Origin of the sequence: Pseudomonas sp. Marseille-Q5117 (assembly GCF_946901175.1) — a bacterium.
GTDB classification, from domain to species: Bacteria; Pseudomonadota; Gammaproteobacteria; order Pseudomonadales; family Pseudomonadaceae; genus Aquipseudomonas; species Aquipseudomonas iranensis.
In genome coordinates this window covers 22,375-38,189 of record NZ_CAMPPP010000016.1, presented here as the reverse complement: position 1 = coordinate 38,189, position 15,815 = coordinate 22,375, and the positions used below count along the sequence as shown (strand labels likewise).

Genomic DNA, 15,815 nt, shown 5'->3' with positions numbered 1-15,815 from the left:
TCAGGTCAGGCGTTTCACCGGCTCGCGACTGTCGTCTTCTTCGGCATGCAGAAAGATCACCCGTGGATGCTCCAAAGGTGCCAGCGGCGCCGGTAGTGCTTGCTGCTGAAGCGGCCACAAATGCGTTTCGACATGGCTGATGTCGCCGTCCTGATCGTTGTGAATGGTCATCACCCCCGGCGTGCGCAGTTTCTGGAAACGCTCATCGCACAGTTTGAAACTCTTGCTCAGACCTTCATCACCAATTACCGGCGACGGCAAACGGCGCTGGGCGAAGCTGCGGCTTTTGCGTTGCTGGTAACGCGCCCAACCGATCAGGATCACCGCGTTGACGAGCGCCACCCACATATAAACCTGCAGAGTCCCCAAGGCATCGAACGCCGAATGATCGATGCGCGGGCCGCCGCTGGTTTCGATCAATGGCCATAACCCGCGTACCAGCAGGAACAGCAGGCCGACCCAGGCCAGGACGGTGAGGATCACGTCGATCACCACCAGAAAGGGCCGTTGGCGAGTCCGGATAATTTTCATTTGATGACTTCCTCCTGGTCGTCGCCCAGCGGTTTGATACCCCGATCAGGACTGACCCAGCGCGCGCGTTTTTTGTGTTGGCTGAACAACACCTTGGGGAAGCTGACCAGGGTGGTCAGCAGACTGACGAGCCAGAACACCAGCGGATACCAGACCACCCAGAACATGGTCTTGCCCAGACCCGGTTCATAGCGCCGATCGATGATGATGCTGACAGCGAACTGCACCAGGCAGACGAACGCCAGCAACAGACCGGTAAAGGCCGGTGGCATCAGGTGATCGACGGCGATCGCGTCGGGCATGACCATGAACTTGCCCATGCCCCAGAAAATCACCGACAGCAGGAAAGTGAACGCCCAACCGGTGGACAGGCAGTACTCGAACAGCAGCGGCCACAGGTAGCGATGGCGGTACTGCCAGATGCCGCGAATGTTCTTGAACAGCACTTCGGCGCCGCCCTGAGCCCAGCGCAGACGCTGCTTCCACAGGCCACCGAGGGTTTCCGGCATGAGGATCCAGCACAGCGCACGCGGTTCGTAGAAGATGCTCCAGTGATCGAGTTGCAGCTTCCAGCTGATGTCGATGTCTTCGGTGATCATGTCCGGGCTCCAGTAGCCGACCCGGTTCAGCGCAGTACGACGGAACGCGACGATCACGCCGGAGACGGTAAAGATGCGCCCGAACACCCGTTGCGTGCGTTTGATCAGACCGATGATCGAAGAGAACTCGCCGACCTGCACCCGCCCGATCAAGGTCGAACGCGTGCGGATACGCGGGTTGCCGGTGACCGCGCCAAGACGTGCGTTATCCAGCATCGGCGCGACCAGATAAGCCGCAGTGTTCGGGGCCAGCAAGGCGTCGCCGTCGATGCACACCAGATACTCGCTGCGCGCAGCGATCGCGCCCATGCGCAGAGCCACAGCCTTGCCCTGGTTTTCCGCCAGATGCAGAACCCGCAGTCGCGGATCTTCCTTGGCCAGCGCATCGAGCACTTCGGCAGTGTTGTCCTTGGAGCCGTCGTTGATCGCGATGACTTCGATGTTCGGGTAGTGCTGGGCCAGCGCCGCGTAAATGGTATCGGCAGCGTTATCGCCTTCGTTGTAGCAAGGAATCAGGATCGAAATCAGCGGCTCACCTTCCAGCGGCGGCGGCAGCGTGTCGTCCTGCCATGGCCAGTGACGCTCCCAGTGCAGCCAGAAATACAGGCCGCCGGCGATCCACAACCCGGACATGAACAGTGGGTAGAAGAACACGAACGACATCAGGAACTGGCCGGTCACGAGGAAGATCAGCCCCAGCGGAACGCCAAGGACAATCGCCAGAACAAGCAGGGCTAACAGTCTATCCAGCATGTTATGGATTCCATTTGTTGGAGAGTGCAGGCCTTACGGTTTTCAGGTCTGGCAGGTTGTCGAGGAAGTTGTCCGGGTAGTAACCGAAACTGGTCGCGCCCTGGCGCTTGAGCCGGCCCATCCAGTCCGCCAGATGCACGGCATCGATATCGGCCTGATCCTTCTGGTTCCAGTCACGCGCCTGCAATTCGAACACGGTGCGGTTGAGCGCGCCGGGACGTTTCTTCACCGTGGCAACCAGTTCTTCCAGCCACGGGCCGGATTCGGCCAGCGTCTGTTTTTCCATCAATGGCATGGCCATCGGCGCCGTCCAGTCGTAGGTGGCGAGGAAGTCATCGAGGTTCTGCGCGAACCACGCTTCGCTTTCAGGGTTGAGCATCGGTTCGGCGAAGATGTTGCGCGCGGTCAGCACTTGCGGGCCGCGAATCGCACGGACCTTGGCGGTCAGTTCGTTGGTGAAGTCGATCAGGTAGCGGCTCTTGAAGCGCGTCCAGCGTTGCATCGCCGCCGGATCGTCACGCAGCGCGGCAATCGAACCCGGCAGACCTTGAGCGGCGTAGGCCTTCATGGCATCCGGGCTGGCGTCTTCGAAATCCGAGAGCACCGCATCGTCGTGGTAGAGAATGCCGTCGACCGAGGTCAGCCGCGCCACGTCTTCATAGATTTCACCGATGATCTTGCGCACTTCGGGATTGAACGGTGACAGGCGTTTGTACTGCTTCGGATCGACCGAGGTGATGGCGGTTTTCGGGTCCCAGCGGGTTACACGCGGCAGCTTCGAATCCAGTTCGAAACTCAGCACCGGCATCCATGCAAAGACTTTCACATGGGCACGGGTGCGCAACTGCCAGGCGACGCGGTCGAACAGGTCGGCGCGCATCGGCAGGTGGCGGTTGGGGAAGTACAGCGAATGCACCAGACCATCGCCCTTGGGATCGGCGAAGGCTTGCAGGAACACCGTGCTGGCGCCCAGGTCAGCCATGCGCTGCACCAGTTTGCCGAGGTTGATGTCCTGCTGGGCCGGGTCCGGGTCGTAGACGTTGTCGAGATCGACATGCACCACGCGCATCGGCCCTTCGGCCTGCACCGAAACGATGCTGTTGGCGAAATGCTCGCCGTCAGGATCGGACGCGACGAGGAAGCGCGGCCCGCTCATCAGGTTATCGAGGGTGTCGAGGCCGTCGTCCAGGGTCAGGGCCATTTCATAGCCCTCCTCACCGACCACGGTCAGCGAGGTACCGTCGGCGGTGCCGTACGGCCAGACCCAGACCCGAGGTTTGTAACCGGTGGCCTTGCGGATCTTCTCGGAAATGTTCTTCACGTCGGTACGAATGCGTGCCTGGAAATCGGCTTCGGATTCATAGCGCTTGGTCACCGGGTCATAACGCCGGGTCGCGGCGGCCGGCTGCAGGTTGCCCTGCGGGTTGCCAAGGATGCCTTTGTGGTTGGCATCGGTGTGAGCGGCGATCTCTACCAGACCGGACTTGGAAATTTCGCGGATCTGCTGCCAGGTCAGGAAGTTGTCACGGTTACGCGGCGTGCCGGCGAAATCCACCGGTTGATTGAGCGGCGTGTCGATCCAGGTGCCCACCGGCGCCAGCAAGGCTGGCCAGTTGTAGGCGCGCAGCACCGGCAGCACGCGGGTATAGAAGCTGGCGTAACCGTCGTCGAAACTGAGCAGCACCGCTCTCGCCGGCAGCTCCGGGCCACCCTTGCGCGCGGCCATGATCTGGTCGACGGTCACTGGTTTGTAGCCGTTCTCGCGCAGCCAGGCGAGCTGCTCGATCATGCGCTCGGTGCGCACCGCCACCACGGCCTGATCGGGATCACGGTCTTCGACATCGTGGTAGGCAATGCCGAGCACATGGTTTTTTGGCCACGGTTGTTCACTGGCCGCGACCGGGCGCTCGGAGGGCGGCGCGAAGGCCGGGGCTTGCTGGGCGCAGGCGCTGATCAGCAGCGCTCCCAGCAGAAGGATGAAACGCGAGATAAAAGGCATCTTCAAACTCTTCTAGAAGCGGAAAGTGAGGTCGACGAGCAGACGCAGATCAGTTTCCCGATCACCGTCGTAAGGCCGGTTGATCACACTGAACATGCCGCCCACATCGAACACGTCGTTCCAGGCGTACCGTTGGCCGTAACCGAGCAATGCCATGCCGCCGGTGCCGTGGTCGCGCTGGCTGTAGGTGCCCGCGCCGGCCTGAAATTGCTGGCTCCAGGAAGTCTCGTAGCGGTGGTAGAGCACGTGATTGACGTTGACCAGCGGCATCACGCTGAAGTCCGACTTCGGGTTGAAGTACGGTACGTCGTCGGATTTCGAGTTGTGGCTGGTGCCGACTTCCAGGCCGGCGTCGACCTGGATGTTCGGCGCGGTGTAAATGCCCTCGCGCCCGGTCACCAGGGCTTCGACGCGATTGTTGCCATCGCTGAAGTGCGACGGGCTGACCGACACGCGCCACTCGCGGCTTTCGTTGGCGCGCCAGCGCAGGAACGCACTGCCGCCGTTAGCCTTGATGTCGCTGTTGAGCGCGCGCAGCGGGGTTTCCGCCGAGAGGTATTCGAGGCTGCCGCCGTACTGCCAGTGATCGTTGATGTCGCGGGCGATCGCCAGGCGCGCGCCCTGTTTGTCACCGAAGCCGTAATCGTGATTCGACACCTCGGCTTCGAGGGTCATGTCACGGGTGCGCCGTTCCAGGCCGACGCGCTGGAAGCGATGGTGACCGGTGCCTTCGGCGAAATCCCGGGTGGCATAACCGGCCCCGGCGAACCCCCGCCAGTCTTCGTTGATCGGTGGGCTGTAAAGGGTGCTCTGGATACCGAAATCACGGCTGCCGCTGACCGCACCGGCATCGCCGCTGCCGCCACCGTTGGCCTTGCCGCCGTAGGCTTCGACGCGCAGTTCGGCCATGTCATGCACTTCCCGTTCGCGAGCCAGGCGCTGCACCTGGCGGTTGTCCGGATAGCGCGCGACCACGTCGTCGACCAGTGCATCGTTCTGCCGCCACTCCTGCAACTCCATCGCGGTGCGCGCCTGCGCGACCTCCAGGCCGGCATCGCGCGGGGCCATGCTCTCGGTTTCCTTGAGCTGGCTTTCCGCGCGGCGCGGCATCTGGCGGGCGAGGTAGAGATCGGCCTGGGCCAGACGCAAGCCAAGGTTGCCCGGCGCCTGATCGACCAGCGTCTGCAAACGCTCTTCGCCGTGCGGAAGATCGGAACCGTAGGTGCCGGCCTGGGCGGCGAGTTGCTGGGCGTCCATCCATTCGTCGTTGGGGTTGCCGATCGGCAAGCCCTTGAGCTCGACGCGCGGACGCTGAGCTTTCGCTGCGTCCTCGGCGACCTTGCGTGCTTCGTCGGCGCGGTCGCTTTCCAGCAGCGAGTAGTACAGCGCAGTGGTGTCCTCAAGACGATCACCGACATCGGCGTCCGGCGCCGAAAGCACCTGGCGATACAGATCGGTGGCAATCTCAGGCTCGCGTTGATCCAGATAAGACGCCGCTACCCAACGCAAGGCGTAAGTCGGAATCTCCACGCCTTCGGCTTGCAGTTCCTGGTACTCGCTGATGACGTCGGCGGTGCGCGCGCGGGCCTTGAGCGCGCCCATGCGATCAATGCGCCAGCGCGTCACGTCGTCGTGAGCAGTGGCGTCAGGGGTCCAGGTCGCGAGCAATTTGTCGTAATCGGCCAGCGCGCGGTCGGCAATGACGTAGCGTTCCTTCTCGCTGCGCGTGGCCAGTTCGGCGAGGCGCACGCGTTCGGCGGCGAGATCACCTTCGAGCCGGCGCAAGGTCACCGGATCAATCAGGCCAGGACGTTGACTGGCCAGACGCAGCGCCGGTTCAGGCAGGCGGGCTTTTTGCAGGGCGACCACGTACTCGCGGGCGACTTCCGGTTTGTTGCCGGCGCGGATGAAGGCTTGATCGAATTCAAACAGCGCATCGTATTGTTTGCCGGCGCGGCCGAGGGCATAGCCCAAGGCCAGGCGGCGTGACGGATCGTCGGGTTTGGCGGCGACCAGCGCCTGGGCGCGGGTGACGGCCTGATCGGGCTTGCCGGCATCGGCCTGGGTCAGCGCGAGGCCCAGTTGCAGGTCAGCGTTGTCCGGCTCCAGCGCCAGCGCTTTGTTGTAGACCTGGGTGGCCTGATCCCAGCGCTTGAGGTTGCGATAGGCACGCGCGGCGGCGGTCAGTGCCTGCACCGGCAGGACGCGGTCGCGACCTTGGGTTTCATAGACCTTGACCACTTCGGCATCGAGCCCGGCCCAACTGGCGATTTGCAGGTGATCGCTGACCTGGCCGTCGCTGGCCTGGCCCGGCGGCACCTGACGCAAAACCGTCAGCGCAGGCGTGTAATGCCCGGCGCGGGCATCGCGCACCATCTCGTCGTAGGGTGTGTCGGCCAACGCCAGCACTGGCCAGAGCAACTGGCTGCACAGGGCGAATCGGAACAAAGGGCGCAAACCACGATGTAATACAGGGCCATCAATACGCGGCATTTGTCAGCATCCTTACATGGCCAGCCGGGTCGCAATGCCCTCCTTGCCCATTCGTAACGGTGGCCGACAATGACAGCCTTCGGCCAAGCTTGGTGAGGCAGTCTGCACGCAAGCGTAGTCGAGTTTTCACAACGCAATAATTGTTCAGAATCGGCCTGTCTGTAAAAAACCCGTACAGCAAAACGCCCGGCGCCTGTTTACACAGGGGCCGGGCGTCTGGAGGGCGCGCGGTGGGCTTATTGCTCTTGGGTGACGCCGGCAAACTTGCTCATCAGGAAGCCGATGAACTGCTCGACGGTCATCTTTTGGCCGTTGAATTCGACCTGATTGGCCGCGTAATGCAGTTTGGTCACCACGTTGGTGCCGTCGGCGACAGCCAATTGCGAGCCGACCGCCATGCCGGCGAACATGTCCGCCGCTTCCTTGGACTGATCGACGATGGCTTTGGCGTCAGTCTGGCCATCGAGTTGCGCCTGCACGCTGAGCAGATCGACCAGCATCGGCTTGGACACCTGAATGTTCAGGTCGAGCAGCGCGATCAGTTGCTTGCCGAGTTGATCCGGCGGCAGGTCCATCGATTGCGGCTTGGTCAGGTCGATCACCAGATTGGCGCGGCTTTCACCGTTGGCGGTGTTGAACGACAGGTTCTCCAGCGCCAGCTGCGGACCGGCCGCCAGCAACTTCTGCAGATCGGCTTTGACCTGGGCGTTTTCCGCTTCGGTCAGATTCAGCTCCGGTGCCGGCAAACCTTGTGCGGCGGCCTCGGCGGCGGCTTTTTCATACGGCTGCAATTTGGTCTGGTAGATCTGCATCAGCGACATGGTCGACGGAATGTCGAGGTTCTTCAGGCTCATGGCCATGGCCGCCGAACCGACTTTCTTGTCGTTAAGCGTCACTTCGCCGATTTTGTAGTCGGCACGCCCCGAGGCGTTGCTGCCGCTTTCTTCGGTGCGGTTCTTCATTTCGAAGTTCTTCACGCCCAGCACCATCGGCTTGGCGCCGAAGGTGGTTTTGCTGCTGGTCACTTCCAGGGTGTTTTCCCCGGTGTAGTAGCCGTAGCTGCTCTTGGCGAGGTTGCTGGCCAGGGTCAGACCGTTGAGCTCGACCTGCACCGGCGCCTGGTCTTCCGACACGGTGACCAGTTTCAGGTTGTCCATGTAGCCGTCGGCCTTGACCTTCTGCGCCTGGGCGCTGGCGGCGATGTCCATGCTCAGACCGGAAAACTTCAGGCTCGATTGCTCATCCAGCGCAGTTTCGAACGGCACCAGATTCAGAGTGCTGGTGGTCGATTCGTCGTAACCGATGTTGGTCACGCCCTTGAGCGGCGCGGCGCCGTTGGTGGCGGCGAACCATTTTTCCGTGGACGGGCTCTTTTCCAGCTCGTAGTTGCTGGTGGCCATGACCGGCAGCCACTTCAGCGAAACCAGACGCGAGAACGGCAGCGGGCCGTGCTCGATGTGGTCGACAAACAGCAGCTCGACCGGCGCATCACCGAACATTTCGCCTTCGCCCTTGAGGCGATAGTGCGCGGTGCTGGTGAAGGTGTGGCGTTCCAGCGACACCAGTTCCAGCGACGCGGTGCCGTTGGAGCCGGCCATGGCGGTCTGCAACTCTTTGTTGGCATTGGTCACGGCGTTGTTCAGCACGCCTTCGATCTTGGTCCCGGTGTACCAGGCCCCGCCTGCGCTGATCGCGCCAATGGCAACAACAATTCCGAGAAGCACGCCTGCTGATTTATTCATGAATGACCTGATCGGTTTCCGTGGCTGTGGATGAAGTCGTCTTCCTTGAACCCGGGATCGGGTCGCGGCTCGACTGTGCGCAATTAAGCGGTGGAGATTAGCACCGGGCGCGGACGACGGCCCAATGTTTAAAGGTTAAAGAGTGTCTATGGGGGGAATGGACAGTCGGCAGGAGCGAAGAGGTCGGTGGATTCACAGCAAATCAGGAGTACTGAAGCTCGATTTCATCCAACTGATGATCAAAGCTCTTCAGCCGCGCGGTCCAGGTATACACCAGCACTTCAAAGTCGCGATCGATCACCGCCCCGCCGGTGGTATCCGCTCGCACATCGCAGAAATCCAGCTGATAGCGTTCACGAGCCATGGCCGTGGCGACGTCGGACAGCTCGCGGGCGTTGTTCAGCCAGTGCCAGCCGTCATCGGCGATCTGCTTGTCGAGTTCCAGGCATTGCTTCTTCAGGGCTTCGAGGCTTTTTTCCAGCGGCGTGCCGGTGAGCTCGCCCATGACTTCGGCAAAGGTTCGCCCGGGCTGCCAGTAACTGCCCCAGAAGTAGCGGTCGAACACGGTTTCGACCCGGCGCAGGGCGACTTTGGTGTCCCAGATCAGCACGAGCATCTTGCCGCGTTCGAGCTGGCGCTTCTTGACCCGTTGCAGCTGAATTGAGGTCCACGCGACGACGACGATCGCCATCACCGCGATCAGCGCAACGGCGCTGTCGAGGAAGATCATCGCCGTATCGATCTGGTGGGCCAGCATGATCCCGTAGAAATACGTGGCCGAGAGCAGCACCAGTGCGACCAGAGCGCACCAGAAGCCGAGAGCGTAAGGGTTTTTCATTATTGGTTTCCCCTGGACCAGCACTAGCAATGTGCATTGCAGGAGCGCTTGGCATGGGGCGCCCCTCCAACACTTCAAAGCATAGCAACGGCCTCAGGGTTTGCTGGCGCTCGAGGTGTTCGTTCGTCCGCTTTCCCAGCCACCGCCCAGGGCGAGGAACAAATCGATCTGGCTCATCGCGACCTGGGTGTTGGCGGCGGCCAGTTGCGCGGTGACATCGGTGTAGGTGCGGGTTGCTTGCAGGTCGGCAAGGAACGACTCGCGGCCGGCCTGGAAGAAGCGGTGCGTCTGCTCGGCGGCGAGCTTGGCCGACTGCTCGGCTTCGGCCAGCGCATCGCGGCGTTGCAGCAAGGCGCTGTACTGGGCCAGACCGGTCTGCGTTTCGCGGATGGCGTTGAGCACCACGCCGTCGAAATGCGCCAGCGCGCCTTGAGTGTTGGCCTCGGCTTCACGAATGCGCGCACGGGCGCCGTTGGTCGGTACTTTCCAGCTCAGCGACGGGCCAAAGCCCCAGCGGTTGGTCGACGGATCGCCGAGGTCATCAATGATGCCGACGGTGCCGATGGTCGCGCCGATGCTGATGTCCGGGTACAGCTCACCGGTGGCGATGCCGATGCCGGCGGTTGCCGCCGCAAGACGCCCCCCGGCCCGACGAATATCCGGGCGGCGCTTGAGCAGCGCAGCGCCGTCACCGACCGGCACCAGTTGCGCGATCTTCGGCAACTCGGCGCAACTGGCGGTACCTGCCGGCAACTGTTCGACCGGTTTGGCCAGCAGCATCGACAGACGGAACAGCCCCGCCTGACGCGCGGCTTCATAGCGCGGCAAGTCGGCGCGCAGGGATTTGAATTGGGTCTGCGAACGGGTGACCTGAGTCTCGTCACCACGCCCGGCATCGCGCAGACGCTGGATCAGCGTGGTGCTCTGCGATTGCAGGTCGAGAGAGTGCTCGGCGATTTCCCGCTCTTCGTTGGCTGCGCAGACTTGCGTATAGGCGCGAACAACGTCCGCCACCAAGGTGATACGCGCCGTGTCGGCTGCGGCCTGAGTCGCATCGGCATTGGCTTTGGCCGCTTCGATGCCGCGTTGCAAGGTGCCCCACAGGTCGAACTGGTACGAAGCGCTGATGCCGATATCGGCAATGTTGGCCACCGGGACTTTCTCCGGCAGCAGGAACGCCTGACCGGATTCCTGCAAACGTTGCGCGCCCATTTTCACCCCGCCGCTCCAGCCGCCAGCGGCCTCGGCTTCATCCACCTGAGCACGTGCCCTCGACAGGTTCGCCGCCGCCACGCGCAGGTCGGTATTGGAAGCCATGGCCTGCTGCACCAGTTGATCGAGGCGCGGGTCTTTATACAGCCGCCACCAGTCCGCCGGTACCGGCGCCGAGATTACTGGTTTGCCGGCGACTGCCAGCTCGCCCTGAATATCCTTGCGCTGCACCGCCGCGTCAGTGGGCATCTGATAATCCGGGCCGACCATCTGACAGGCCGAGAGCATCACGCCCAACCCGGCGATCAACCAGGCCCTGCTCATGGCTGCGACTCCTCAAGCTGGTCGTCGATGATCGACACGGTGGCGGTACGCCCGGCGATCATGCGGAAGTCGGCCGGCACCTCGTCAAAAGCGATGCGCACCGGAATCCGCTGCGCCAGGCGTACCCAACTGAACGCCGGGTTGACGTTGGGCAGCAGGTTGCTGCCGCTGGTGCGGTCGCGGTCTTCGATGCCGGCGACGATGCTTTCGACATGCCCGCGCAACCTGGCGCGGTCACCGATCACGCGAATATCCACCGATTGCCCGACATGGATGCCGTCGAGTTTGGTTTCTTCAAAATAGCCATCGATGTGGAAGGAGTTGCTGTCGACCACCGACAACACCGGGCGCCCGGCGGTGACGAATTCCTGCGGACGCGGCGCGCGGTCGTTGACGTAACCGTCGACCGGGCTGCGGATCACCGAGCGATCGAGGTTGAGCTGCGCACTATCGACCGCCACTAAGGCTTCGGCCAATGCCGACTGTGCACGGGCGACGCGCGACTGGCTTTCTTCCAGTTGTTCGGCCGGCACCAGATTGCCGAGGCCACGGTTGCGCTTCGCTTCACGCTGGGCCTGGGCGAGGGTTTCTTCGCGATCGGCGACGGCGGCCTTGGCCTGGCGCAGAGCCAGTTTGAAGCGGTCCTGGTCGATGCTGAACAGCACCTGGCCACGCTTGATCAACTGGTTGTCTTTCACCTCGACCTGCTGAATCAGCCCGGACACATCTGGGGCGATCTGGATGATGTCGGCGCGAATGTGGCCGTCGCGGGTCCACGGCGCGAACATGTAATACATCACCATGCGCCAGACGAGGACAACGGCAAAAGTCACGATCAGCAGGGTCAGGACCACGCGACCGATGGTCAGAAACGGTTTTTTCATGTCATCAGGTATCGACTGAGTGAGTCCACGCCGTACAGCAGCACGGCGTAGAGCGCCACGTTGAACAATGCCCGGTGCCAGACCAGACGGTAAAAGTGCAGGCGTTGCAGCACGCCATGCACCAACAAAAACAGCACGTAAGTGATGCCCATCAGCACCAGCAGGGTCGGCAGGAAGATGCCGCTGATATCCAGATCACCGATCATAGGGGCGCTCCATCGGGCAGCGGTTCTTCGGGCTCGGCGCTGGAGACGAACTCGACGCCGGGCAGCAAGGCCAGACGCAGACCGCTCAAGGCGTGCAACAGGTGTCGACGGGTTTCATCGTCGCCCTGGCCGTTCAGCGCACGGCGGGTGCGATCAAGGGTCATCAGCAGACCGCTCGGTGCCGGCAGGCGTTCGTCGGCTTTGAGGCAGGCGCGGAAATACTCGCCAACCTCGCCCACCACTTGTCGCAGCAGGGCGTTTGGCACGCCAGTGACGCGCGGGGTGTAGGCAAGCAGATCGAGCATGTTCAGACCGACACGCACTTCGCGCATGGCGATACCGGTGTCCTGACCGGTCAGGGCCAGGCGCGGCAGGTGCTGCATCAGCCGATCAAGCAGTTGCACGCCCAAGTGCCGATGCTCGGCGAGGCTGGCCGGCTCGGTCATGCTGACGATGTCTTTCCAGCTGAACCGGGTCAGACGCTTGGCCGCCAGCTCGGCGCCGAACGGTCGCGCCACCAGCGTCCAGATGAAAGCGAACAACAGCCCCAGCGGCCCGGCGAGGTTGGAGTTGGCAAAGGCGAAAAAGTCAGCGTCGTAGGCGCCCTGAATACTGATGAACGACGAGGTATTGACCAGCGTCAGCAGCATGCCGAGGTAGAATCGCGGCTGCACGGTCAGCGTGCCGACGCAAATGAACGGCACGGCAAACGCCAGCACCAGCATCGGGAAATCGTGCAGGTTGGGCAGAATCAGAAACAGGTAAAGGCTGGCGAACAGCACCGACATCCCGGTCCAGAAAAAGAACCGGTAAATCTGCGGCGCCGGGTCGTCCATCGAGGCAAAGAAGCTGCACGCCACCGCCGCCAGGATCACCGCGCTGCCGCCGTCCGGCCAGCCGAGCAGGATCCACAGCACCGAAGCAACGATGATCGCCAGAATGGTCGAGGTCACCGAGTAGAGCATCAGCCCGCGATCGATGAACGGCGTCAACCGGCCCAGGCGCCAATGCCGGTACACCGCGCGCCAGCTGTCCTGGCGCTCGCACAGAATCGCATCCTGCAGGCTGCGGCAGTCCTGCCACAGATCGATGAATTCACCGAGGCGGTAGATCGCGTTGGAGAACAGCAACTGTTTGCGCTCCTCCAGCGCTTCGGCGCTCGGTTGCAACGCGTCGAGTTGATCTCTCAGTGCTTGCCAGCGCTCGAGATTGGCGTCCGCGTGGCCCAGCCATTCCCGGGTCGCGGTCAGCAACGGCTGGAATTTTTCCACCAGTTCCGGGGTGCGGCGTTCGAGGGCGTAAAGCGAATCCTCGAGGGCATCGATCACCGGCAACAGGTGAATCATCCGCCCGCGCAGTTCCTTGGTGTTACGCACGGTTTGTGGCCGCGCGCCTTCGTGGGGCAACTGGCCGATCATCAACTCGAGGCTGTTGAAGTTGGCGACCATGGCCATGCGCAGCGCGGTAACTTCTTCCGGCTGCACATCGCGGCTGAGAAACTTCAGGCTGTAGCTCGTCGCGTCGGCGAACCACTTGCTTACTGCATCGTTGAACACCGGCGCCAGCCGACGCGGCCAGAACATCGCACCGACCACCGCAGCGACGGCGATGCCAAGGAAAATCTCTTCGGTACGCGCCTCGGCCACGTCCCACACCGCCAGCGGATTATCCACCACCGGCAGGGCAATCAGCGGCAAGGTGTAGCCGGCCAGCATCAGTGCATAGCTGTTGGCGGTGCGCAGATGCAGGGACATGAACAACAAGATCCCCGTCCACAAGGCAATCACCACCACGAGCACATACGGGCTCTGCACGAACATCGGCACGAACAGCACCGCCGCCGCCGCGCCGAGAAATGTACCGGCCGCGCGGTACAGCGCTTTGGAGCTGGTCGGGCCGAGAAACGGGCTGGAGACGATATACACCGTGGCCATCGCCCAGTAAGGACGCGGCATTTGCATGAGCAAGGCGATGTACAACGCAATCATCGACGCTGCAAAAGTACGGACCCCGTAAAACCAGTCACGGGCCGGCGGCATGCCAGTGAAAAAACCGTTCAAGAATTGACCACCACAGGCGAACTCGCCGCCTCAAAAGCCCTCAGTACCCGAAGCGTAGCTTCCAGATCGCTGCGCTCGATGCCTTCCAGCACTTCGTGGCGCAGGCGCACCAGCTCGGCCTCCACCGCCTGCACCAGCTCGCGGCCGGTATCGGTCAGGCTCAGGCACTTGGCGCGGCGATCCTGAGCGTCTTCGGTGCGACAGACGTAACCGGCATGGCACAACTGATCGAGCAAGCGCACCAGCGAAGGACTCTCCATCCCCGCAGCCTGGGCGACTTGCACCTGACGCACGCCCTCGCCCAAGCGGCCGATCATCAACAAGGGCACGGCGCAGGCTTCGGAAATTCCGTAGTTGACCAGCGTGGTCTGGCAGATCTTCCGCCAATGCCGGGCGGCCACCACCATGGCGCTGCTGATGTTCATCTGGAGACTGTCGAGGGAGTCGGACACGGGACAAGGGACACTGTTAGTTTGCTAACTATCAATATCGCATTGGAGGGGAATTTCAGTCAAGTTTTGAAACAAATCTTTGAAGCACTCGCGGCGAATACCCTGATCAAGCGCCTGCCATAACATCCGGCATTGCCCAAGCGCTTGGTCATAGCAGAATCGTCAGCCGCCATAGGCTGAGGACATTTCCTCGATGTAATCGAACACCTCCTCCGGCACGCTGTACTGAAATTGCTTGCGGCGATGCTTTGAAACCTTGTCAGCGTTGTCCAGGCACATCATTACCAACTTCGAAAGATCGCTTCCCCGAACATCGAAACGGTCATTCACCGCTTTGATGACGAAATCGTATTTTTCAAGAAACGCGGTCTCCTCGCGTAGCTCCACTTCCAGTGCCCGCATGGCCATCTGCAAAGTAAATTCTGCGCATTGAGTAGCATCCCAGAATCGGTAGATAGCGTCGTGACCGATGAAATCGAACGTCATCTCATCGGAATCCAGCCAAGTGACATTCCAGAACTCTCTTGCTGGTTTCGAAAACTCTTTCAGCGCTTCCAAGTAGCTGGATTCCTCATGCTTCATCGCCACGGAAACGGGCAGCAACAAGCCGTTTTGCAGTGCACCGGAATGGCAAAGCGTCTGGTGAATAAGAAATCGTGAGAGCCGACCGTTGCCATCCATGAACGGGTGAAGAAAAACAAACCCAAACGCCACAACCGCCGCTGCTATCAGCGGATCCACCTGCTTCGCCGAGTGATTGGCGAACGCCATCAAATTCTCCATCAACTCACGACACAATTGCGGATCTGGCGGCACATAACTGACTCCGGCGGCGCCTCTCAAGCCGTTGTGTAAATGGTTCTGTTGATGACGGAAGAGCACTGCTTTATCGAAGGGATTCGAGACCGTGCTGTTTTGCAACTCGACCAGATAGTCCTCGCTGAGCTCTGTGCGCTCGTGAGCTTGACGTAAGAGCCGAACAAAGCGCCGCGACTTTTCTTCGCTGGGCTCTTCTTTTTCGATAGCGAAGGAATCGCGAGTCTCATGCAGGTAGGCCCAATTGATTGCCCGATCCATCATCTCCGGCGGCAACGTCGCCATGAAAACCTGGGCTCGCCCAATGATGTCCCGATCGATCAGCTCCTGTAGTTTCACCGTTCGCTCAACGGTGGCGCAGTAATGCAATGACCCCAAACCATTGAAATCGACTCGCCAGCGACTATTCCGAACCGCTGGCCCGGTGACGTAGCGCTTGGGATCGAACAAGGCGACGACACTGCCTCGAACCGGGACTGAGTAGTCCAGTTGTTTGCCAGTAAAGCTTTCCCATAGAAAACAGGCTTTACGGATGTATACCCCGTTCGGGGATCTGCCAAGCTCACTTAACAGATCGCTCGCTTCAACAGATTCCAAGGCCTGGGCAAGAATGCACAGGTTTATTCCTTCATGTTTTAGCGCAAAAAGAATGTGCTCGATCGTTGATCCCTGTGCAGGCGCGACGGCGGCTGGAACAGCAAGACAATCACCGATCAAGGTAACTCGGGTGACCGGTTTGATCATCGCAACGCGCTTGGGAGCAAATGCCTTGAGCTTCAGCGCGTCACGCAGGTAGGCATATCCAACAGCTGGCATCGTCATCTTCCACAGAAAAAATCCACTGCGACGATTAAAGCCCAGTTTTTTTTACAGTAGGCATGTTTTTTTTACATTTCAGCCTTTTCC

Annotated in this window: 12 protein-coding genes; all 12 read right to left on the bottom strand. The window is 61.3% G+C overall.

All coding sequences use genetic code 11. The features are described 5' to 3' along the window. Entirely contained in the window at nucleotides 1–531 is a 531-nt protein-coding gene (gene pgaD / locus OC605_RS21960) for a poly-beta-1,6-N-acetyl-D-glucosamine biosynthesis protein PgaD (protein WP_016772255.1), read from the bottom strand. Further along, nucleotides 528–1,883 (bottom strand): poly-beta-1,6-N-acetyl-D-glucosamine synthase, encoded by a 1,356-nt coding sequence (gene pgaC / locus OC605_RS21955; protein WP_056786973.1) that lies wholly within the window; start codon nucleotides 1,881–1,883, stop codon nucleotides 528–530. The genes pgaD and pgaC overlap by 4 nt, the downstream gene beginning before the upstream one ends. A gap of 1 nt (nucleotide 1,884) precedes the next feature. Then, nucleotides 1,885–3,882, bottom strand: a complete 1,998-nt coding sequence (gene pgaB, locus OC605_RS21950; protein WP_186568456.1) for a poly-beta-1,6-N-acetyl-D-glucosamine N-deacetylase PgaB — start codon at nucleotides 3,880–3,882, stop codon at nucleotides 1,885–1,887. A 12-nt stretch (nucleotides 3,883–3,894) separates the two neighbouring features. Next, complete coding sequence (gene pgaA / locus OC605_RS21945) at nucleotides 3,895–6,375, bottom strand: poly-beta-1,6 N-acetyl-D-glucosamine export porin PgaA (protein ID WP_262139452.1); 2,481 nt, start codon at nucleotides 6,373–6,375, stop codon at nucleotides 3,895–3,897. Nucleotides 6,376–6,611: 236 nt separating this feature from the next. Next, a complete protein-coding gene (locus OC605_RS21940; RefSeq protein WP_016772258.1) occupies nucleotides 6,612–8,117 on the bottom strand; it encodes a YdgA family protein in 1,506 nt (501 codons plus the stop codon). Nucleotides 8,118–8,319: 202 nt separating this feature from the next. After that, nucleotides 8,320–8,955, bottom strand: a complete 636-nt coding sequence (locus tag OC605_RS21935; RefSeq protein ID WP_262139450.1) for an NADH:ubiquinone oxidoreductase subunit N — start codon at nucleotides 8,953–8,955, stop codon at nucleotides 8,320–8,322. Nucleotides 8,956–9,048: 93 nt separating this feature from the next. Beyond that, nucleotides 9,049–10,491 (bottom strand): efflux transporter outer membrane subunit, encoded by a 1,443-nt coding sequence (locus OC605_RS21930; protein ID WP_262139448.1) that lies wholly within the window; start codon nucleotides 10,489–10,491, stop codon nucleotides 9,049–9,051. Continuing rightward, nucleotides 10,488–11,375 (bottom strand): HlyD family secretion protein, encoded by an 888-nt coding sequence (locus OC605_RS21925; RefSeq protein WP_262139446.1) that lies wholly within the window; start codon nucleotides 11,373–11,375, stop codon nucleotides 10,488–10,490. The genes OC605_RS21930 and OC605_RS21925 overlap by 4 nt, the downstream gene beginning before the upstream one ends. Further along, nucleotides 11,372–11,581 (bottom strand): DUF1656 domain-containing protein, encoded by a 210-nt coding sequence (locus OC605_RS21920; protein ID WP_016772264.1) that lies wholly within the window; start codon nucleotides 11,579–11,581, stop codon nucleotides 11,372–11,374. The genes OC605_RS21925 and OC605_RS21920 overlap by 4 nt, the downstream gene beginning before the upstream one ends. Then, complete coding sequence (locus OC605_RS21915) at nucleotides 11,578–13,641, bottom strand: FUSC family protein (RefSeq protein ID WP_133337580.1); 2,064 nt, start codon at nucleotides 13,639–13,641, stop codon at nucleotides 11,578–11,580. The genes OC605_RS21920 and OC605_RS21915 overlap by 4 nt, the downstream gene beginning before the upstream one ends. Further along, nucleotides 13,638–14,066 (bottom strand): MarR family winged helix-turn-helix transcriptional regulator, encoded by a 429-nt coding sequence (locus tag OC605_RS21910; protein ID WP_016772266.1) that lies wholly within the window; start codon nucleotides 14,064–14,066, stop codon nucleotides 13,638–13,640. The genes OC605_RS21915 and OC605_RS21910 overlap by 4 nt, the downstream gene beginning before the upstream one ends. 189 nt (nucleotides 14,067–14,255) lie before the next feature. Then, on the bottom strand, nucleotides 14,256–15,725 hold the full coding sequence (locus tag OC605_RS21905) for a Fic family protein (protein ID WP_186568450.1): 1,470 nt from the start codon (nucleotides 15,723–15,725) through the stop codon (nucleotides 14,256–14,258). Nucleotides 15,726–15,815: the final 90 nt, after the last annotated feature.

What these genes read in the sequence shown, in the direction of transcription:
- pgaD (WP_016772255.1), bottom strand. Translation starts at nt 531, where the DNA reads ATGAAAATTATCCGGACTCGCCAACGGCCCTTTCTGGTGGTGATCGAC.
- pgaC (WP_056786973.1), bottom strand. Translation starts at nt 1,883, where the DNA reads ATGCTGGATAGACTGTTAGCCCTGCTTGTTCTGGCGATTGTCCTTGGC.
- pgaB (WP_186568456.1), bottom strand. Translation starts at nt 3,882, where the DNA reads ATGCCTTTTATCTCGCGTTTCATCCTTCTGCTGGGAGCGCTGCTGATC.
- pgaA (WP_262139452.1), bottom strand. Translation starts at nt 6,375, where the DNA reads ATGCCGCGTATTGATGGCCCTGTATTACATCGTGGTTTGCGCCCTTTG.
- OC605_RS21940 (WP_016772258.1), bottom strand. Translation starts at nt 8,117, where the DNA reads ATGAATAAATCAGCAGGCGTGCTTCTCGGAATTGTTGTTGCCATTGGC.
- OC605_RS21935 (WP_262139450.1), bottom strand. Translation starts at nt 8,955, where the DNA reads ATGAAAAACCCTTACGCTCTCGGCTTCTGGTGCGCTCTGGTCGCACTG.
- OC605_RS21930 (WP_262139448.1), bottom strand. Translation starts at nt 10,491, where the DNA reads ATGAGCAGGGCCTGGTTGATCGCCGGGTTGGGCGTGATGCTCTCGGCC.
- OC605_RS21925 (WP_262139446.1), bottom strand. Translation starts at nt 11,375, where the DNA reads ATGAAAAAACCGTTTCTGACCATCGGTCGCGTGGTCCTGACCCTGCTG.
- OC605_RS21920 (WP_016772264.1), bottom strand. Translation starts at nt 11,581, where the DNA reads ATGATCGGTGATCTGGATATCAGCGGCATCTTCCTGCCGACCCTGCTG.
- OC605_RS21910 (WP_016772266.1), bottom strand. Translation starts at nt 14,066, where the DNA reads ATGAACATCAGCAGCGCCATGGTGGTGGCCGCCCGGCATTGGCGGAAG.
- OC605_RS21905 (WP_186568450.1), bottom strand. Translation starts at nt 15,725, where the DNA reads ATGCCAGCTGTTGGATATGCCTACCTGCGTGACGCGCTGAAGCTCAAG.